General features: G+C 70.6%; 13 protein-coding genes. 11 read left to right on the top strand and 2 right to left on the bottom strand.

Translation table 11 applies throughout. The features are described from left to right. Positions 1–5: 5 nt before the first annotated feature. The 7 genes from NH8B_RS00145 (at position 6) to NH8B_RS00175 (ending at position 7,154) form a co-directional block, all read left to right on the top strand. The gene (locus NH8B_RS00145; RefSeq protein ID WP_008955829.1) at positions 6–197 is read left to right on the top strand and encodes a YgaP family membrane protein; all 192 of its coding nucleotides are present in this window, start codon (positions 6–8) and stop codon (positions 195–197) included. A gap of 187 nt (positions 198–384) precedes the next feature. Further along, positions 385–1,251, top strand: a complete 867-nt coding sequence (locus NH8B_RS00150; RefSeq protein ID WP_014085505.1) for a DMT family transporter — start codon at positions 385–387, stop codon at positions 1,249–1,251. A 491-nt stretch (positions 1,252–1,742) separates the two neighbouring features. Beyond that, positions 1,743–2,684: a choline ABC transporter substrate-binding protein gene (locus NH8B_RS00155; protein WP_014085506.1), complete on the top strand. Its 942-nt coding sequence runs from the start codon at positions 1,743–1,745 to the stop codon at positions 2,682–2,684. 33 nt (positions 2,685–2,717) lie between these two features. Then, positions 2,718–3,608, top strand: coding sequence for a 3-keto-5-aminohexanoate cleavage protein (locus NH8B_RS00160; RefSeq protein WP_014085507.1), 891 nt, complete (start codon positions 2,718–2,720; stop codon positions 3,606–3,608). A gap of 126 nt (positions 3,609–3,734) precedes the next feature. Next, a complete protein-coding gene (locus NH8B_RS00165) occupies positions 3,735–4,700 on the top strand; it encodes an L-carnitine dehydrogenase (protein WP_041703194.1) in 966 nt (321 codons plus the stop codon). A 1-nt stretch (position 4,701) separates the two neighbouring features. After that, a complete protein-coding gene (locus tag NH8B_RS00170) occupies positions 4,702–5,199 on the top strand; it encodes a thioesterase family protein (RefSeq protein WP_014085509.1) in 498 nt (165 codons plus the stop codon). Continuing rightward, complete coding sequence (locus tag NH8B_RS00175) at positions 5,196–7,154, top strand: acetoacetate--CoA ligase (RefSeq protein ID WP_014085510.1); 1,959 nt, start codon at positions 5,196–5,198, stop codon at positions 7,152–7,154. The genes NH8B_RS00170 and NH8B_RS00175 overlap by 4 nt, the downstream gene beginning before the upstream one ends. A gap of 136 nt (positions 7,155–7,290) precedes the next feature. Here the strand turns inward: NH8B_RS00175 and NH8B_RS00180 are convergent, their stop codons facing one another. After that, positions 7,291–8,283, bottom strand: coding sequence for a GlxA family transcriptional regulator (locus NH8B_RS00180; protein ID WP_014085511.1), 993 nt, complete (start codon positions 8,281–8,283; stop codon positions 7,291–7,293). A gap of 231 nt (positions 8,284–8,514) precedes the next feature. Between NH8B_RS00180 and NH8B_RS00185 the strand changes: the two genes are divergently transcribed. From NH8B_RS00185 to NH8B_RS00200, 4 genes are read left to right on the top strand one after another with little or no spacing between them, the layout of a single operon-like run. Then, complete coding sequence (locus NH8B_RS00185) at positions 8,515–9,792, top strand: MdtA/MuxA family multidrug efflux RND transporter periplasmic adaptor subunit (RefSeq protein WP_014085512.1); 1,278 nt, start codon at positions 8,515–8,517, stop codon at positions 9,790–9,792. After that, positions 9,789–12,881: an MdtB/MuxB family multidrug efflux RND transporter permease subunit gene (locus NH8B_RS00190; protein WP_014085513.1), complete on the top strand. Its 3,093-nt coding sequence runs from the start codon at positions 9,789–9,791 to the stop codon at positions 12,879–12,881. Before NH8B_RS00185 ends, NH8B_RS00190 begins: the two co-directional genes overlap by 4 nt. Continuing rightward, positions 12,878–15,982, top strand: a complete 3,105-nt coding sequence (locus tag NH8B_RS00195) for a multidrug efflux RND transporter permease subunit (RefSeq protein ID WP_014085514.1) — start codon at positions 12,878–12,880, stop codon at positions 15,980–15,982. The genes NH8B_RS00190 and NH8B_RS00195 overlap by 4 nt, the downstream gene beginning before the upstream one ends. Then, positions 15,983–17,386, top strand: a complete 1,404-nt coding sequence (locus NH8B_RS00200) for an efflux transporter outer membrane subunit (RefSeq protein WP_014085515.1) — start codon at positions 15,983–15,985, stop codon at positions 17,384–17,386. It begins immediately after the preceding gene. Here NH8B_RS00200 and NH8B_RS00205 read toward each other — a convergent pair. Further along, positions 17,337–18,668 carry an ATP-binding protein gene (locus tag NH8B_RS00205; RefSeq protein WP_014085516.1) on the bottom strand — a complete coding sequence of 444 codons (1,332 nt, stop codon included), beginning with the start codon at positions 18,666–18,668 and terminating at the stop codon, positions 17,337–17,339. The genes NH8B_RS00200 and NH8B_RS00205 overlap by 50 nt on opposite strands. Between the last annotated feature and the right edge of the window lie 5 nt (positions 18,669–18,673).

An 18,673-nucleotide genomic window follows, 5' to 3' on the forward strand; every position in this document is an offset into this window, starting at 1 on the left:
GAGTGATGAAGCAGAACATCGGCAGGATCGAACGCGTGGTACGCATCGCGGCGGGGCTGGGCATCGTCAGCCTGGCGCTGGTCGGGCCGCACAGCCCGTGGGGCTGGCTGGGGCTGATTCCGCTCGCCACCGGCCTGGTCGGCTGGTGCCCGCCGTACGCGCTTCTCGGCATCAACACCTGCAAGTGCCGCCACTAGCCGTTGCTTCCGTCCTGTCCGCCGCCGCCCAGCGCGGCGGTTTCCATTTGCACAGCAAGAATCGGATCGTCATAAGACGCCACCTTCTCTACACTGGTGTTTTGCGAGGACATCCCGATGAATCTTCCGAGTCGTTATTCCGGGCGTCGCCGTCGGCGCGCCGTGACCGTCGTGGCGGAGGTGCGCCATGGCTGAGCGGCGCGACTGGCTGTGGCTGGTGTTGCTGGCCGCGATGTGGGGCGGCTCGTTCCTGTTCATGCGCGTGGCGGTGCCGCAGCTGGGGCCGTTCCCGCTGATCGCGCTGCGCCTCAGCGTGGCGGCGCTGGCCTTGCTGCCCTTGCTGCTGTGGCAGGGCGGGATCGCGCTGTGGCGCCAGCATTGGCGCGCCATCGCGATCGTCGGGGTGTTCCTGTCGGCGCTTCCGTTCTGCCTGATCGCCTGGGCCACGCTCAGCCTGCCGGCCGGGGTGGCCTCGGTGCTCAACGCCACCACGCCGCTGATGACCGCGCTGTGGGCGATGCCGCTGGCGGGCGAGGCGATGACCCGGCAGCGCGCCGCCGGGCTGGCGCTGGGGCTGGCCGGGGTGCTGGTGCTGACGCTGGGACGCGGCGCCGCGTTCGGCCTGGACAGCGGGATGCCGGTGCTGGCGATGTTGGGCGCCACCGCCTGCTACGGCTGGTCCGGCCACATGGCCAAGCGCTGGCTGCCGGGCCTGCCGCCCCTGGTGACCGCCACCGGCAGCCTGGCGTCGGGCGCGCTGCTGCTGTTGCCGCTGGCGCTGGTCACCTGGCCGCCGGTCGTTCCGCAGGGCAAGGTGTGGGGCGCGGTGCTGCTGCTGGCGCTGGCCTGCACGGCGTTGGCCTACGTGATCTTCTACCGCCTGATCGAGAAGCTCGGCGCCACCCGCGCCAGCAGCGTCACCTACCTGGTGCCGGTGTTCGGCGTGTTGTGGGGGGCGATGTGGCTGGGCGAGGCGGTGAGCGCGGCGATGCTGGGGGGCGGGGTGCTGATCCTGGCCGGGGTGTTGCTATTAGGCTGGCGACGGCGCGGCTGAGAACCCATCCCATTAGGCGGCTGCGCCTGCGCATCGTGAGCGCCGGCGATGCTCGGAATCCTCATGGACTCCGTGTCCATGCCGGTTCCTGTGCGCCGGCGGCACTTGACCGGCCTTGCCGCGCTCGCCTCCTGGGGGCGGGTTTTGAGGGCCTCGATTCGGCTACTCCGTGTCCATGCCGGTTCCTGTGCGCCGGCGGCACTCGACCGGCCTTGCCTCGCTCGCCTCCTGGGGGTGAGTTTTGACGGCTTCGGCCAACCTTTTCACCCAACGGGGAGCTTCGGCTCCCCGTTTTTCGTTTGTGGCGCCAGCGTGTCGCTCCAGTCCGATCAAATGTCGCCAGAGTTCGCTGGGCCGGGGGCCGATGCCGCTACAGTGACGCCACTACCCCCTCCGCCGGGTGACGGCGGTGCCACCGGGCGCCGCGTGGATGGCCGTCGCAACGGCCCGCGGGTCGGAACAGGACCGATTCTTTATCACGGAGCTAGGACATGAAACTGGATATCAAACCGCTGGTGCTGTGCCTCTCTTCGTTGCTGGCGCTGCCGGCCTTGGCCGCGGAGCCGGAAAGCTGCCGCAACGTGCGTTTTGCCGACGTCGGCTGGACCGACATCGCCGCCACCACCGGGCTCGCGACGGTGGTGTTCAAGGGGTTGGGCTACGTCCCGAGCAAGACCATCGCCTCCGAGCCCATCGTGTTCGCCGGCCTGAAGAGCAAGCAACTGGACGTCTACCTCGGCTACTGGGACCCGTCGCAGACCCCGGCCATCACCCCGTTCGTGCAGAGCAAGTCGCTGCAGGTGCTGCCCGGCGCCAATCTCGACGGCGCCAAGTACACGCTGGCGGTGCCGAGCTACGCCGCCGAGCACGGCCTGAAGACGTTTGCCGACATCGCCAGGTTCCGCAAGGAACTGGACGGCAAGATCTACGGCATCGAGCCCGGCAGCCAGGGCAACGCCCAGATCAAGAAGATGATCGACAGCAACGAATTCGGCCTGAAGGGCTTCAAGCTGATCGAGTCGAGCGAGGCCGGCATGCTGGTCGAGGCCACCAAGGCGTTCCGCCAGAAGCGCCCGATCGTGTTCCTGGCCTGGGAACCGCATCCGATGAACTTCCTGATGAAGCTGACCTACCTCTCCGGCGGCGACAAGCAGTTCGGCGCCAACTACGGCGGCTCCAAGGTGTACACGGTGCTGGCCAACGACTACCAGCAGCGTTGCCCCAACGCCGGCAAGCTGGTCGGCAACTTCAAGTTTACCCTCGACATGGAAAACCGCGTGATGGACCCGATCATGAACAAGGTCGACCCGGCCAGTGCCGCCAAGCAGTGGCTGCAGCGCAACCCGCAGGTGCTGACCGCCTGGCTCGACGGCGTCACCACCTTCGACGGCAAGCCCGGACTGGACGCCGTGAAGAGCTATCTGGCGCAGTAAGCCGGCCCCCGATTCCCGCAGAAAGGACACAGCATGAACCATGACGTCATCGTCACCTGCGCGGTGACCGGCGCCGGCGACACCGTCGGCAAGCACCCGGCCATCCCGGTCACCCCGCGCCAGATCGCCGACGCCGCCATCGAGGCGGCCCGTGCCGGCGCCACCGTGGTGCACTGCCACGTGCGCAACCCGGACACCGGCAAGCCCAGCCGCGACCCCAAGCTGTACCGCGAGCTGGTGGACCGCATCCGCTCCTCCGGCGTCGACATGATTCTCAACCTGACCGCCGGCATGGGCGGCGACCTGGAGATCGGCGCCGGCGAAAAACCGATGGAGTTCGGCCCCGGCACCGACTTGGTGGGCGGGCTGGAACGGCTGATCCACGTCGAGGAGTTGCTGCCGGAAATCTGCACGCTCGACTGCGGCACGCTCAACTTCGGCGACGGCGACTACATCTATGTCTCGACCCCGGCGCAGCTGCGCGCCGGCGCCAGGCGCATCCAGGAGCTGGGCGTGAAGCCGGAGCTGGAGGTGTTCGACACCGGCCACCTGTGGTTCGCCAAGCAGCTGTTGAAGGAAGGCCTGCTCGACGACGCGCCGCTGTTCCAGCTCTGCCTCGGCATCCCCTGGGGGGCGCCGGCCGACACCACCACCATGAAGGCGATGGTCGACAACCTGCCGCCGGGGGCGAACTGGGCCGGCTTCGGCATCGGCCGTATGCAGATGCCGATGGTGGCGCAGGCGGTGCTGTTGGGCGGCAATGTGCGTGTCGGGCTGGAAGACAACCTCTACCTCGACCGCGGCGTGTTCGCCAGCAACGGCTCGCTGGTGGAGCGCGCCATCGACCTGGTGGAGAAGCTCGGTGCGCGCACGCTGACACCAGAAGAAGGCCGCCAGAAGCTGGGGCTGAAGAAGCGCGGCTAGCTCTTGTAGGTTGGGCTGCCAAGCCCAACAGGGTTGCGTCCGGATCGTTGGGCTTAGCAGCCCAACCTAGCCAAGCCCAACCGACCTACATCCAACTTACCCATGTTCAAGCTACAGGGGATGTTCATGTCTGTAATCACCAAAATCCAAACTTTTGCCGCGCTCGGCGTCGGCGTGATCGGCAGCGGCTGGGTGGCGCGCGCGCTCGCCAACGGCCTCGACGTGGTGGCCTGGGACCCGGCACCCGGTGCCGAGGCGCAACTGCGCGCCAACGTCGCCAACGCCTGGCCGGCGCTGGAGCAGGCCGGCCTCAAGCCCGGCGCCTCGCCGGCTCGGCTGCGCTTCGTCGCCACCATCGAGGAGGCGGTGGCCGACGCCGACTTCATCCAGGAGAGCGCGCCGGAGCGGCTGGAGCTGAAACTGGAGCTGCACGCCCGGGTGTCGGCGGCGGCCAAGCCGGGGGCCATCATCGCCTCGTCCACCTCGGGCCTCTTGCCGTCCGAGTTCTACCGCGACGCCGTGCGCCCGGAGCGCTGCATCGTCGGCCACCCGTTCAACCCGGTGTACCTGCTGCCGCTGGTCGAGGTGGTGGGCGGGGAAAAGACCTCGCCGGAGACCATCGAGGCCGCCAAGGCGATCTACGCCGGCCTCGGCATGCGGCCCTTGCACGTGCGCAAGGAAGTGCCCGGCTTCATCGCCGACCGCCTGCTGGAAGCCTTGTGGCGCGAGGCGCTGCACCTGGTCAACGACGGCGTGGCGACGACCGGCGAGATCGACGACGCCATCCGTTTCGGCGCCGGCCTGCGCTGGGCCTTCATGGGCACCTTCCAGATCTACACCCTGGCCGGCGGCGAGGCGGGCATGCGCCACTTCATGCAGCAGTTCGGCCCGGCGCTGCAGCTGCCGTGGACCTATCTGCCGGCGCCGGAGCTGACCGACGAACTGATCGAACGCGTGGTCGAGGGCACGGCGGTGCAGCAGGGCGAGCGCTCGATCAAGGCGCTGGAGCGCTACCGCGACGACTGCCTGCTCGGCGTGCAGGCGGCGGTGGCGGCGGCCAAGGCGCGTCACGGCCTGAATCCGGAGGAATGAGATGAGCGCGCTGACGCTGTATCGCGACGAGGTCCGCGCCGAGTGGGTCGACTACAACGGCCACCTGCGCGACGCCTTCTACCTGCTGCTGTTCAGCTACGCCGCCGACGCGCTGATCGACGCCATCGGCCTCGACGCGGCGGAGCGCGAGCGCAGCCGGCGCTCGGTCTACACGCTGGAGGTGCACCTGAACTACCTCTCCGAGCTGAAGCAGGGCGAGGCGGTGCGGGTGGACTGCCAGCTGCTGGCCCACGACAGCAAGCGCCTGCACGTCTACTTCACGCTGCATCGTGGCGACGAGGCCGAGCCGGTGGCCGCCAGCGAGCAGATGCTGCTGCACGTGGATACCGAGCGCGCGTGCTCGGTGCCGTTCGGTGCGGCGGTGCTGGCCAAGGTCGAGACGCTGGCGGCGGCGCATGCCGGCCTGCCGCACCCGGCCTACGTCGGCCGGGTGATCGGGCTGCCGCGGCGCGCTGCGACGGAGGGCGGGCCGACATGAGCGTACCCGTCCCCAACGAGCCCTTGTGGCGGCCCAGCGCACCGTGCCGGCTCGACGCCTTCCGCGCCGAGGTGGCGCGCGAGCACGGCATCGCGCTCGACGACTACGACGCGCTGTACGAGTGGTCGCTCCGCGAACCGGCGGCGTTCTGGCAGGCGCTGTGGCGCTTCGCCGGGGTGCGTGCCAGTCGCGAGGCCGACACCGTGCTGCAGGATGGCGAGCGCATGCCCGGCGCGCGCTGGTTCGTCGGTGCGCGCCTGAACTTCGCCGCCAACCTGCTGCGCCGGCGCGACGACGGCGTGGCGCTGGCGTTCTACGGCGAGGACAGGGTGCGCGCGACCTGGAGCTGGCGTCGTCTCTACGACACCGTGTCGCGCCTGGCCCAGGCCCTGCGCGCCCAGGGCGTCGGCCCCGGCGACCGGGTGGCCGGCCTGGTGCCGAACATGCCGGAGACGGTGGCGGCGATGCTGGCCGCCGCCAGCCTGGGCGCGGTGTGGAGCAGCTGCTCGCCCGATTTCGGCGTGGCGGGCGTGCTCGACCGCTTCGGCCAGATCGCCCCCAAGGTGCTGTTCGCCAGCGACGGCTACCGTTACAACGGCAAGGCGATCGACGTGCGCGCCAAGCTGGCCGAACTGGCCGGCGCGCTGCCGGGGCTCGAGAGCGTGGTGGTGTGGAACTACGCCGGCGGCGTGCCGGAACTCGGCGGGATGGCCAAGGCGGTGACGTGGGACGACTTCGTCGCGCCGTACCCGGCCGGCGAGATCGACTTCGCGCCGATGCCGTTCGAGGCGCCGCTCACCATCCTGTATTCCTCCGGCACCACCGGCCAGCCCAAGTGCATCGTGCATGGCGCCGGCGGCACGCTGCTGCAGCATCTGAAGGAGCACATACTGCACGGCGACCTCGCGGACGGCGACCGCCTGCTGTACTACACCACCTGCGGCTGGATGATGTGGAACTGGATGGTGTCGGCGCTGGCGGTGGGCGCCACGCTGGTGTTGTACGACGGCGCGCCGCTGCTGAACGACGCACCCGACGTGCTGTGGCGCATCGCCGAGGCGACGCGGCTGACCCATTTCGGCACCAGCGCCAAGTATTTGTCGGCGCTGGAGAAGGCCGGCGTCGCGCCGGGCGAGCGCTACGATCTCTCCAGCCTGCGTTTCATCTATTCCACCGGCTCGCCGCTGCTGCCGGCCAGCTACGACTACGTCTACCGCGCCATCAAGCCGGAGGTGGCGCTGTGCTCGATCTCCGGCGGCACCGACATCGTGTCCTGCTTCGCGCTGGGCTGCCCGGCCAAGCCGGTGTACCGCGGCGAGCTGCAGGCGCGCGGGCTCGGCATGGCGGTCGAGGTGTGGAACGAGGCCGGGGCGCCGGTGGTGGGGGAGAAGGGCGAGCTGGTGTGCACCAGGCCGTTTCCGTCGATGCCGCTCGGCTTCTGGAACGATGCCGATGGCACGAAGTACCGCGCCGCCTACTTCGAACGCTTCCCCGGGGTCTGGGTGCACGGCGACTGGGCCGAGCTGAGCACGCGCGGCGGGCTGATCATCCACGGCCGCTCCGACACCGTGCTCAACCCCGGCGGGGTGCGCATCGGCACCGCCGAGATCTACCGCCAGGTGGAAACGGTGCCCGAGGTGCTGGAGTCGCTCGCCATCGGCCAGGATTGGCAGGGCGACGTGCGCGTGGTGCTGTTCGTGCGGCTCGCTGCCGGGCTGAGGCTCGACGACGCGCTGCGCCGGACACTGTGCGAGCGCATTCGCCGCCACACCACGCCGCGCCACGTGCCGGCGCGCATCGTGCAGGTGGCCGACATCCCGCGCACGCAAAGCGGCAAGATCGTGGAACTGGCGGTGCGTGAAGTGGTGCACGGCCGGCCGGTGAAGAACGTGACGGCGCTGGCTAACCCGGAGGCGCTGGAACTGTTCCGCAATCTGGCCGAGCTGGCGGTGTAGGGCGGATGCCCCGGCGGTGCCGGGGCGATCCGCCGGGCGTCGCGATATACCGCGTCGGTATGCGCGTCGAATGCGCTATGGATTCGTGGTGCGTTGCTTGGCGGAACGCCCCGTAGGCGGGGCTTCCGCCCTACGGTCAGGGTGCCGCGCGCGCGGCGCTCTCTTCGTGGCGGTCGTGGCTCGGCGTCACCCCATAGCGCTGGCGGTAGGCGCGCGCGAAATAGGTGGCCGAGTCGAAACCGCACGCCACGCCGATCTCCATCACGCTCATCCCGGTCTGGCGCAGCAGCTCGCGCGCCCTCTCCAGCCGCAACTTCAGGTAGAACGCGCCCGGGGTATCGTCGAACTGGGCGCGGAACAGCCGCTCCAGCTGGCGTCGCGTCACCCCCACCGTCTCGGCCAGCTCGTCCGCCGTCAGCGGCGTCTCGAGATGCCGTTCCATGGCGCCGATGGCGTTCACCAGCTTGCGGTTGTGCACGCCGTAGCGCACCGCGATCTGCAGGCGCTGGTGATCCGACTTGGCGCGGATGCGGCCCAGCACGAACTGCTCGGACACCTGCATCGCCAGCTCGGCGCCGTGGCGGCGGCCGATCAGCTCCAGCATCAGGTCGATCGAGGCGGTGCCGCCGGCCGAGCTGATGCGCGCGCCGTCGATCTCGAACAGCTCCTGGGTGACGTTGAGCGCCGGGTAGCGCTCGCGAAACGCCGCGATCGCCTCCCAGTGCAGCGTCAGCTTCTCGTGCCGGAACACCCCGGCCTCGGCCAGCACGAAGCAGCCGGTGTCGATGCCGCCCAGCGTCGCACCCTGCCGCGCGAGCTGGCGCAGCCAGGCGGTCAACGCCGGCGTGGCGTGCGCCAGCGGGTTGAAGCCCGCCACCACGAACAGCGTGCGCACCACATCCGCCCCGCTGCAGGCGCCTTCCGCCGCCAGCGACATGCCGTTGCTGGCGCTGACCGCGCCGCCGTCCAGGCTCAGCAGGTGCCAGCGGTACAGCGCCGGATGGAAGCGGTTGGCGACGCGCAGCGGCTCGATCGCCGACAGCAGGCCGAGCATGGAGAATTCCGGCAACAGCACGAAGTGGACGTCTTCGGGGACGGCGGTCGGCGGAGTCGGGCAAGGGGCGCTCATCGGGCGGGGCGGCTCGGTTGGGGGGTGACACAGCATAGCGCATGCGCGGCACGGCGCCGAGTCCGGTGCCGGGGGCCCTCCCGAGCGGCATGACGCGTGGCACGAATTCGCATTCTCTCCATGTTTGCGTAAGGTTTAGCCGATATCATTGAACCTCGCCCGGTGCGTCGAGGCTGGTCCGGGCGTCTGCGCGTTTTCCTTTTTCCCAGCCCCAGACAGCGAACCGACACGATGAGCCCGACCCCCGCCGAATCCACCCCCCCGTCTTCTCCCTCTTCCCCCCGCCCGCGTCGCCGCCTGCTGTGGCTGGCGCTGTTCGGCCTGGTCGTGGCCGGGGCGGTCGGCTGGCAGCGCTGGCACGCCGCGTCCGGTGCGGACAAGGCGGCGGTGCAGAAACGGGGCGAGCGCGGGCCGCAGACGGTGACGGTGGCGACGGTGAAGCGTGGCCAGCTCAAGGTCTACCTGACCGCCTTGGGCACGGTGACGCCGAGCGAGACGGTGACGGTGAAGAGCCGCGTCGACGGCCAACTGATGCGCGTGCTGTTCACCGAGGGCCAACTGGTCAAGTCCGGCCAGCTCCTGGCCGAGATCGACCCGCGCCCGTTCGAGGCGGCGCTGGCGCAGGCCGAGGGGCAGCAGCTGCGTGACAGCGCGCAGCTGAAGAACGCCGAGATCGACCTGGCGCGCTACCAGTCGCTGCTGGCGGAGAATTCCATCGCACGCCAGCAGGTCGATACCCAGGCGGCGCTGGTGCAGCAGTTCCGCGGCACGGTCAAGGTCGACCAGGGCGTGGTCGACAATGCCCGCCTGCAGCTGTCGTACAGCCATATCACGGCGCCGCTGGCGGGGCGCGTCGGGCTGCGCCGCGTCGACGCCGGCAACATGATCACCGCCAACGACGCCAACGGCCTGGTGGTGATCACCCAGACCCAGCCCAGCCACGTGGTGTTCGCGCTGCCCGAGGCGCACCTGAGCACGGTGATGAAGCCCTATCTGGCCGGGCAGGCGCTGTCGGTCGAGGCGTGGGACCGCGGCGGCAAGCTGCTGGCGCAGGGCAAGCTGGAGACGCTGGACAACCAGATGGACAGTACCACCGGCACGGTCAAGCTCAAGGCGCGTTTCGCCAACGCCGACAACGTGCTGTTCCCCAACCAGTTCATCAACGTCAAGCTGCTCACCGAGGTGCGCCGCGACGCGGTGCTGATCCCGGAGGCGGCGCTGCAGCGCGGCAAGGACGGCCCCTTCGTCTACCTGGTGCAGCCGGACAACCGCGTCGCGCTGCGCCCGGTGGTGCCGGGGCCGGCCGACGCCGGCCAGCTGGCGGTGGAGCAGGGCCTGGCGCCGGGTGAGCGCGTGGCGCTCGACGGCCTCGACCGGCTGCGCGCCGGCAGCCAGGTCAAGCCGCGCGCCCTGAACGACGCGGGCGCCACGGCGCCGGCCGGCGGCGGCAAGCGCCGTGGCAAGCACGCGGCCTCGGCGCCGGCGGCGCAGGGACAGGCCAAGCAATGAACCCGTCCCGTCCCTTCATCCTGCGGCCGATCGCCACCACGCTGTGCATGCTGGCGCTGGTGCTGACCGGCTGGGTGGCGTACAAGCTGCTGCCGGTGTCGGCGCTGCCGCAGGTGGATTACCCCACCATCCAGGTGGTGACGCTCTACCCGGGCGCGAGCCCGGAGGTGATGGGGGCGATGGTATCCTCGCCGCTGGAGCGCCAGTTCGGCCAGATGCCGGGGCTGAGCCAGATGCGCACCAGCAGTTCCGGCGGCGCCTCGGTGATCACGCTGCAGTTCACGCTCGACATCGCGCTCGACGAGGCCGAGCAGGAAGTGCAGGCGGCGATCAACGCCGCCAGCTCGCTGCTGCCGGCCGACCTGCCGTCGCCGCCGATCTACAACAAGGTCAACCCGGCCGACAGCCCGATCGTGTCGCTCGCCATCACCTCGCCCACCTTGCCCTTGCCCAAGCTGGAAGACCTGGTCGACACGCGCCTGGCGCAGAAGCTGTCGCAGCTCTCCGGGGTGGGGCTGGTGAGCCTGAGCGGCGGCCAGCGCCCGGCGGTGCGCATCCGCGCCGACGCGCGCGCGCTGGCGGCCAACGGCCTGACCCTGGCCGATCTGCGCAGCGCCATCGGCAGCGCCAACGTGAAGCAGTCCAAGGGCGGCTTCGACGGTCCGCTGCAGGCCTCCAGCATCGACGCCAACGACCAGCTCGCTTCGTCCGACGACTACCGCCGCCTGGTGCTGGCGTACAAGAACGGCGCGCCGCTGCGCCTGTCCGACGTGGCTTCGGTGGTGGACGAGGTGGAGAACCGCCGCCTCGGCGCCTGGGCCAACCGCAGCCCGGCGATCATCGTCGACATCCGCCGCCAGCCCGGCGCCAACGTGATCGAGGTGGTGGACCGCATCAAGACGCTGCTGCCGCAGCTCAAGGCGACGCTGCCGGGCTCGGTCGACGTCACCCTGCTGAGCGACCGCACCGACGGCATCCGCGCCGCGGTGCACGACGTCGAGTTCGAGCTGATGCTGGCGGTGGCGCTGGTGGTGATGGTGATCTTCCTGTTCCTGCGCAACGTGCCGGCGACGCTCATCCCCGGCGTGACGGTGCCGCTGTCGCTGGTCGGCACCTTCGGCGTGATGTACCTGGCGGGCTTCAGCCTCAACAACCTGACGCTGATGGCGTTGACCATCGCCACCGGCTTCGTGGTGGACGACGCCATCGTGATGATCGAGAACATCGCGCGCTACATCGAGGAGGGCGACTCGCCGCTGCAGGCCGCGCTCAAGGGCTCGGCGCAGATCGGCTTCACCATCATCTCGCTGACCTTCTCGCTGATCGCGGTGCTGATCCCGCTGCTGTTCATGGGCGACGTGGTGGGGCGCTTGTTCCGCGAGTTCGCCGTCACGCTGGCGGTGTCGATCCTGCTGTCGGCGGCGATCTCGCTGTCGCTGACGCCGATGATGTGCGCGCGCCTGTTGAAGCACGTGCCGGAGGAGAAGCAGGGGCGCTTCTACCACGCCAGCGGCGCCTTCATCGACGGCATGATCGCGCGCTACGGCCGCGCCCTGGAGTGGGTGCTGGAGCACCAGCCGCTGACGCTGCTGGTGGCGCTGGGCACGCTGGCGCTGACCGCCGCGCTGTACCTGGTGGTGCCCAAGGGCTTCTTCCCGCTGCAGGACACCGGCGCCATCCAGGCGGTGACCGAGGCGCCGCAGTCGGTGTCGTTCGCCGCCATGGCCGAGCGCCAGCAGCGCCTGGCCGCGGTGCTGCTGCACGACCCGGCGGTGGCGAGCCTGTCGTCCATCGTCGGCGTCGACGGCAGCAACGCCACGCTCAACAGCGGGCGCCTGCAGATCAACCTCAAGCCGCACGGCGAGCGCGACGACGTGTCCACGGTGGCGGCGCGGCTGCAGCAGAGCGCGGCGCAGGTGCCCGGCATCGCGCTCTACCTGCAGCCGGCGCAGGACCTCACCATCGAGACCACGCCCAGCCGCACCCAGTACCAGTTCGCGCTGGACAGCGCCAACGCCGCCGAGCTGGCGCAGTGGGTGCCGCGCCTGCTGGACGCGCTGCGCCAGCGCCCGGAGCTGGCGGACGTCGCCAGCGACCAGCAGGAGCAGGGCCTGCAGGCGTATCTCGAGATCGACCGCGACAGCGCGGCGCGTCTCGGCGTCAGCGCCGCGGCGGTGGACAACGCGCTGTACGACGCCTTCGGCCAACGTCTGATCTCGACCATCTTCACCCAGACCAACCAGTACCGCGTGGTGCTGGAATCGGGCGGGGCCGCCGGCAAGGGCCTGGCCGCGCTCGACGATCTCTACCTGACCAGCAGCGGCGGCTCCCCGGTGCCGCTGAAGAGCGTGGTGAAGGTGAGCGAGCGGCTGGCACCGCTGGTGCTCAACCGTCTCGACCAGTTCCCCACCGCCACGCTGTCGTTCAACCTCGCCCCCGGCGTGTCGCTGGGCAGCGCGGTGGCGGCGGTGCGCGAGGCGGAGCATGAGATCGGCCTGCCCGCCAGCGTCGAGACGCGCTTCCAGGGCGCCGCCGCGGCGTTCCAGAGCTCGCTCTCCAACACCCTGTGGCTGATCCTGGCGGCGGTGGTGACGATGTACATCGTGCTGGGGGTGCTGTACGAGAGCTACATCCACCCGGTCACCATCCTCTCCACGCTGCCGTCGGCGGCGATCGGCGCGCTGTTGGCGCTGCTGGTGTCGGGCTCCTCGCTCGACGTGATCGCGGTGATCGGCATCATCCTGCTGATCGGCATCGTCAAGAAGAACGCGATCATGATGATCGACTTCGCGCTGGAGGCCGAACGCAAGCAGAAGCTGAGCCCGCGCGAGGCGATCTTCCAGGCCTGCCTGCTGCGTTTCCGCCCGATCCTGATGACCACGCTGGCGGCGCTGTTGGGCGCGCTGCCGCTGATGCTGGGCTCCGGCGCCGGCTCCGAGCTGCGCCACCCGCTCGGCATCACGCTGGTGGGCGGGCTGCTGCTGAGCCAGCTTCTGACGCTGTTCACCACGCCGGTGATCTACCTCGCCTTCGACCGCCTGGCGCGGCGCTGGCGCAAGGCGCCGGCGGCGCAGGGTGACGCGGCATGATCCCGTCCGCGCCGTTCATCCGGCGCCCGGTCGCCACCGTGCTGTTGACGCTGGCGATCGCGCTGGCCGGGTTGCTGGCGTTCGGGCTGTTGCCGGTGGCGTCGCTGCCGCAGGTGGATTTCCCCACCATCCAGGTGCAGGCGCAGCTGGCCGGCGCCAGCCCGGAAACCATGGCGGCCACGGTGGCGACGCCGCTGGAGCGCACCCTGGGGCGCATCGCCGGGGTCAACGAGATCACCTCGACCAGCTCGCAGGGCAGCACCCGCATCGTGCTGCAGTTCGACCTCAACCGCGACAGCAACGGCGCCGCCAAGGACGTGCAGGGCGCCATCAACGCCGCGCTCGCCAGCCTGCCCAGCGCGCTGTCCGGCACGCCGACCTACCGCAAGGTCAACCCCTCCGAGGCGCCGGTACTGATCCTGACGCTCACCTCCGACACCCTGACCAAGGGCCGGCTGTACGACATCGCCTCCACCGTGCTGGCGCAGAAGCTGTCCCAGGTGGACGGCATCGGCCAGGTCACGGTCGGCGGCGGCGCGCTGCCGGCGGTGCGCGTGGCGCTCGATCCCACCGCGCTGTCGCGCCACGGCGTCAGCTTCGACGCGGTGCGCCGGGCGATCCAGAACTACACCCTGAAGCTGCCGCTGGGGGTGCTGGAGGACGCCGGCCGGCAGTGGCAGCTCGCCAGCAACGACCAGCTCAACCGCGCCGCCGACTACCGCGGCCTGATCGTGCACTACCAGGACGGCGCCGCGCTGCGCCTGGCCGACGTCGCCACGGTGAGCGATTCGGTGCAGGACGTGCGCAACGCCGGGCTCGCCAACGGCAAGCCGGCCATCGTGCTGCTGCTGTTCCGCGCCCCCGGCGCCAACGTCATCGACACCGTGGAGCGCGTGCGTGCGCTGATGCCGCAGCTCTCCGCCTCGGTGCCGCAGACCGCCACGCTGACGGTGACGCAGGACCGCACCTCGACCATCCGCGCCTCGCTGCGCGACGTCGAGCGCACCCTGGTCACGGCGGTGGCGCTGGTGGTGCTGGTGGTGTTCCTGTTCCTCAAGAGCGGGCGCGCCACGCTGGTGCCGGCGATCACCGTGCCGGTGTCGCTGATCGGCACCTTCGGCGTGATGTACCTGGCCGGCTTCAGCCTCAACAACCTGTCGCTGATGGCGCTCACCATCGCCACCGGCTTCGTGGTGGACGACACCATCGTGGTGCTGGAGAACATCGCGCGCCACATCGAGAACGGCATGACGCCGCGCGCGGCGGCGTTCCGCGGCGCGCGCGAGGTGGGCTTCACGGTGCTGGCGATGAGCCTGTCGCTGATCGCGGTGTTCATCCCGATCCTGCTGATGGGCGACATCGTAGGGCGGCTGTTCCGCGAGTTTGCGCTGACGCTGTCGGCGGCGATCCTGGTGTCGCTGGTGGTGTCGCTCACCACCGCGCCGATGCTGTGCTCGCGCTGGCTGCGCCCGCGTCCGCCGCGGCCGGCGGCGCCGAGCCGCTTCGCGCGCTGGCGCGCGCAGTGGTTCGAACGCCTGGTGGCCGGCTACCGCCGCTCGCTGGCGTGGTCGCTCGACCACCACCTGCTGATGCTGCTGCTGCTGGTCGCCACCGTGGCGGCCAACGTCGCGCTCTACGTCGCGGTGCCCAAGGGCTTCTTCCCGCAGCAGGACACCGGGCGCCTGATCGGCAACATCCGCGCCGACCAGAGCATCTCGTTCCAGGCCATGCGCGACAAGCTGCAGCGCTTCGTCGACGTGGTGCGGCGCGACCCGGCGGTGGCCAGCGTGGTCGGCTTCACCGGCGGCGGCGCGCGCAACAGCGCCAACGTCTTCGTCGGCCTCAAGCCGCGCAGCGAGCGCAAGGAAAGCGCCGACCAGGTGATCGCGCGGCTGCGCAAGCAGCTGTCGCGCGAGCCGGGCGCCACCTTGTTCCTGCAGGCGGCGCAGGAATTGCGCATCGGCGGGCGCCAGAGCAACGCCCAGTACCAGTACACGCTGCAGGGCGACGACCTGGCCCAGCTGCGCGCCTGGGAGCCGCGCGTGCGCCAGGCGCTGGTGCGGCTGCCCGGGCTCGCCGACGTCAACACCGACCAGCAGGACCGCGGCCTGCAGACCACGCTGCTGTTCGACCGCGACACCCTGGCGCGCCTCGGCCTGACCCAGAACGACGCCGACAGCGCGCTCGGCAACGCCTTCGGCCAACGTCAGATCGCCACGCTGTACAATCCGCTCAACCAGTACAAGGTGGTGCTGGAGGCGGCTCCGGCCTACCTCGAGCGCCCCGAGTCGCTGCGCGATATCTATCTGATCACGCCGCAGAGCCAGCCGGTGCCGCTCGCCACGGTGAGCCGGGTGCAGCCCGACAACACGCCGCTGGCGGTCAACCACCAGGGCCAGTTCGCCGCCACCACGGTGTCGTTCAACCTCGACCCCGGGGTGTCGATCGGCGCGGCGCGCGCCGCCATCGACGGCGCCGTCAACCGGCTCGGGCTGCCCGGCTCGCTGGTGGGCAGTTTCCAGGGCAGCGCGCGCGCCTTCCAGGCCTCGCTCGACAGCCAGCCCTGGCTGATCCTGGCGGCGCTGGCGGCGGTGTACATCGTGCTGGGCATCCTCTACGAAAGCGCCATCCACCCCATCACCATCCTCTCCACGCTGCCCTCGGCTGGGGTCGGCGCCATCCTGGCGCTGCAACTGTCCGGCGGCGAGCTGAACGTGGTGGCGATGATCGGCGTGCTGCTGCTGATCGGCATCGTCAAGAAGAACGCCATCATGCTGATCGACTTCGCGCTCGCGGCCGAGCGCAAGCAGGGGCTGGCGCCGCGCGAGGCCATCCTCGAGGCCGGCGTGCTACGTTTCCGCCCCATCCTGATGACCACCATGGCGGCGCTGTTGGGCGCGCTGCCGCTGGCGCTGGGGCACGGCGAGGGCGCCGAGCTGCGCCAGCCGCTCGGCATCTCGGTGGTGGGCGGACTGATCGTCAGCCAGCTGCTGACCTTGTACACCACCCCGGTGGTGTACCTGTACATGGACCGCCTGCGGCGGTGGAGCGGGCGCCGGGAGCGCCGCTCCGCGCCGGCGCAGGCGCAGGAGAACGGGTAAATGAAGACAAGCAAGCGCCATGCGCTGTGGCCGCTGGCGGCGCTGCTGTTGGGCGGCTGCGCGGTGGGACCGAACTACCAGCGCCCCAGCGTGGCGGTACCGGAGGCGTACCAGGAAGCCAAGGACTGGAAACCGGCGACCCCGGCTGACCACCTGCCGCGCGCGGCATGGTGGCAGGACTTTGCCGACGCCCAGCTCGACAGCCTGCAGCAGCAGCTGCAGCAGCATAACCAGACGCTGCGCGCCGCCGAGGCCAGCTACCGCCAGGCCCAGGCGCTGCTGCAGCAGGCGCAGGCCGGCTACAGCCCGAGCGTCACGGCCGGCGTCTCGGCCAGCCGCGGCCGCGCCGGCGGCGACAGCGCCATCGCCAACAGCTACCGCGCCGACCTGAGCGCGGCCTGGGAGCTCGACCTGTGGGGACGGGTGCGGCGCACCGTGGAAGCCGGCCGCGCCAGCGCCGAGGCCAGCGCGGCCGACCTGGAGTCGGTACGGCTGAGCGCCCAGGCGCAGCTCGCCAGCGCCTACTTCAAGCTCTACGTCGCCGACCGCACGCTACGGCTCTTGGAAGAGCAGGTGGCGGCCTATCGTCAACAGCTGCAGATCACGCGCAACCGTTACCGCCAGGGCGTGGTATCGCGCGCCGACGTGGTGCAGGCCGAGACCCAGCTCAAGAGCACCGAGGTCAGCCTGCTCGACAAGCGCGTGACGCGGCGCCAGCTGGAGCACGCCATCGCCGTGCTGCTGGGCCGCCCGCCGGCCGGCTTCACGCTGGCCGAACGCAAGCAGCCGCCGGCGCTGCCGCTGCTGCCGGCCGGGCTGCCGTCGCAGCTGTTGGAGCGGCGCCCCGACATCGCCGCCGCCGAGCGCCGGGTCGCCGCCGCCAACGCCGCCATCGGCGTCGCCAAGGCCGGCTACTTCCCGAGCCTGACACTGGCCGCCAGCGGCGGCTACGCCGGCGCCAGCCTGGCCGACTGGTTCAGCCTGCCGGCGCGCTTCTGGTCGCTCGGGCCGCAACTGGCGGCGACGCTGTTCGACGGCGGCCTGACCCGCGCCAAGACCGCCGAGGCCACCGCCGCCTACGACGCCAGCGTCGCCAACTACCGCCAGACCGTGCTGCAGGGCTTCCAGGAAGTGGAGGACTCGCTCACCGCGATCCGCCTGCTCGACCAGCAGGCGGCGTTGCAGGTGGAAACGCTGGCCGCCGCGCGCGAGGCCGAGACCATCGCGCGCAACCAGTACCAGGCCGGCCTGGTGAGTTATCTGGACGTGGTCACGGTGCAGAGCACGCGCCTGTCCGCCGAGCAGAACGGGCTCGCCATCCTCGCCAGCCAGCTCGCGGCGCGGGTGGCGCTGATCAAGGCGCTGGGAGGAGGGTGGCAGGCGTCGCCGCCTGCGGCAGGGTGATGCGCACGCGGAAGCCGCCCTCCGGGGCGTCTTCCAGGAACAGCGCGCCGCCGTGCTGCTTGACGATGCGCGCCACGATGGCGAGCCCCAGGCCGCTGCCGCCGTCGGTGCCGCGGTGTTCGGCCAACCTTTCGAACGGCGCCAGCGCGTTCTCGCGCTGCGCCGGGGCGATGCCGCTGCCCCGGTCGCTCACCGTCAGCGTCACCGTGGTGGCGTTGGCGTCCACTCCCACCCGCACCGGCGGGCGGCCGTAGCGCCGCGCGTTCTCGATCAGGTTGGTGAGCAGGCGCTCCAGCGCCAGCGCATCGGCCTCGATTTCCGGCTCGGCGCCGCGCCGCAGCCCCACCTCCATGCCCTCGCGGCGGAAGCGCGCCACCACGCTGGCGGCCAGTTCCGCCAGCGCCACCGGTTCGCGCCGGCTGGTTTCCTCGCTGCGCGCGAAGTCGACGAACTGGCGCACGATGCGCGACAGCTCGTCGATGTCGGCCAGCATGTCGTCCTTGTCCTGGCTGTTCTGCTGTAGCTCCACCGTCAACTTGAGCCGGGTCAGCGGCGTGCGCAGGTCGTGCGACAGCCCGGCCAGCATCAGCCGCCGCTCGCGCGCCGCGTCGTCCAGCGCCTCGGCCATGCGGTTGAAGCGCTTGGCCAGCACGCGCACCTCGCTCGGGCCGGACGGTGGCACCGGCTCCGGCTTGTAGCCGCTCTCCAACTGGCGCGCCGCGTGCGCCAGATCGGTGAGCGGGCGGGTGACGCGCCACGCCAGCACCGAGGCGGCCAGGATCGCCAACAGCGAGAACAGCAGGCCGCCCAGCAGCACCGGCGACACCGACGGCGGGATGTAGCGTCCCACCGGCATCACCAGCCAGTAGCGCTGGCCGATCACCTGCACGTCGAGCCAGATCTCCTGGCGCTCGGTCTGTTGTGCCCACAGCACCGTCACCGGCTCGTTCATGCCGAGCGACAAGCGTTCTTGCAGCGATTGCCCCAGCGAGGGAAGGCTGTTCAGGAAGCGCTGGTCCTGGCGCGAGGCAGCCGGCAGCAGGCGCGGGAAGCCGGGGCGGTTGTAGGCGATGAGGAAGTCCACCCGTTGCAGCGGGGTGAGATTGTCGAGCGCCCCCTCCAGGTCGGCCAGGGTATCGATCACCTGGGCGTAGAGCTGGTCGGCCAGCAGATGCTCGCGCTGGCGCGCGCTCATCCACAGCGTGAAAGCCTGGCTGGCCAGCACCACCAGCACCACCAGCAAGGCGAGACGGAAGAACAGCGAGCCGAGCAGACGGCGCAACGCGT

This window comes from Pseudogulbenkiania sp. NH8B, assembly GCF_000283535.1.
GTDB lineage: Bacteria > Pseudomonadota > Gammaproteobacteria > Burkholderiales > Chromobacteriaceae > Pseudogulbenkiania > Pseudogulbenkiania ferrooxidans.

What these genes read in the sequence shown, in the direction of transcription:
- NH8B_RS00145 (WP_008955829.1), top strand. Translation starts at nt 6, where the DNA reads ATGAAGCAGAACATCGGCAGGATCGAACGCGTGGTACGCATCGCGGCG.
- NH8B_RS00150 (WP_014085505.1), top strand. Translation starts at nt 385, where the DNA reads ATGGCTGAGCGGCGCGACTGGCTGTGGCTGGTGTTGCTGGCCGCGATG.
- NH8B_RS00155 (WP_014085506.1), top strand. Translation starts at nt 1,743, where the DNA reads ATGAAACTGGATATCAAACCGCTGGTGCTGTGCCTCTCTTCGTTGCTG.
- NH8B_RS00160 (WP_014085507.1), top strand. Translation starts at nt 2,718, where the DNA reads ATGAACCATGACGTCATCGTCACCTGCGCGGTGACCGGCGCCGGCGAC.
- NH8B_RS00165 (WP_041703194.1), top strand. Translation starts at nt 3,735, where the DNA reads ATGTCTGTAATCACCAAAATCCAAACTTTTGCCGCGCTCGGCGTCGGC.
- NH8B_RS00170 (WP_014085509.1), top strand. Translation starts at nt 4,702, where the DNA reads ATGAGCGCGCTGACGCTGTATCGCGACGAGGTCCGCGCCGAGTGGGTC.
- NH8B_RS00175 (WP_014085510.1), top strand. Translation starts at nt 5,196, where the DNA reads ATGAGCGTACCCGTCCCCAACGAGCCCTTGTGGCGGCCCAGCGCACCG.
- NH8B_RS00180 (WP_014085511.1), bottom strand. Translation starts at nt 8,283, where the DNA reads ATGAGCGCCCCTTGCCCGACTCCGCCGACCGCCGTCCCCGAAGACGTC.
- NH8B_RS00185 (WP_014085512.1), top strand. Translation starts at nt 8,515, where the DNA reads ATGAGCCCGACCCCCGCCGAATCCACCCCCCCGTCTTCTCCCTCTTCC.
- NH8B_RS00190 (WP_014085513.1), top strand. Translation starts at nt 9,789, where the DNA reads ATGAACCCGTCCCGTCCCTTCATCCTGCGGCCGATCGCCACCACGCTG.
- NH8B_RS00195 (WP_014085514.1), top strand. Translation starts at nt 12,878, where the DNA reads ATGATCCCGTCCGCGCCGTTCATCCGGCGCCCGGTCGCCACCGTGCTG.
- NH8B_RS00200 (WP_014085515.1), top strand. Translation starts at nt 15,983, where the DNA reads ATGAAGACAAGCAAGCGCCATGCGCTGTGGCCGCTGGCGGCGCTGCTG.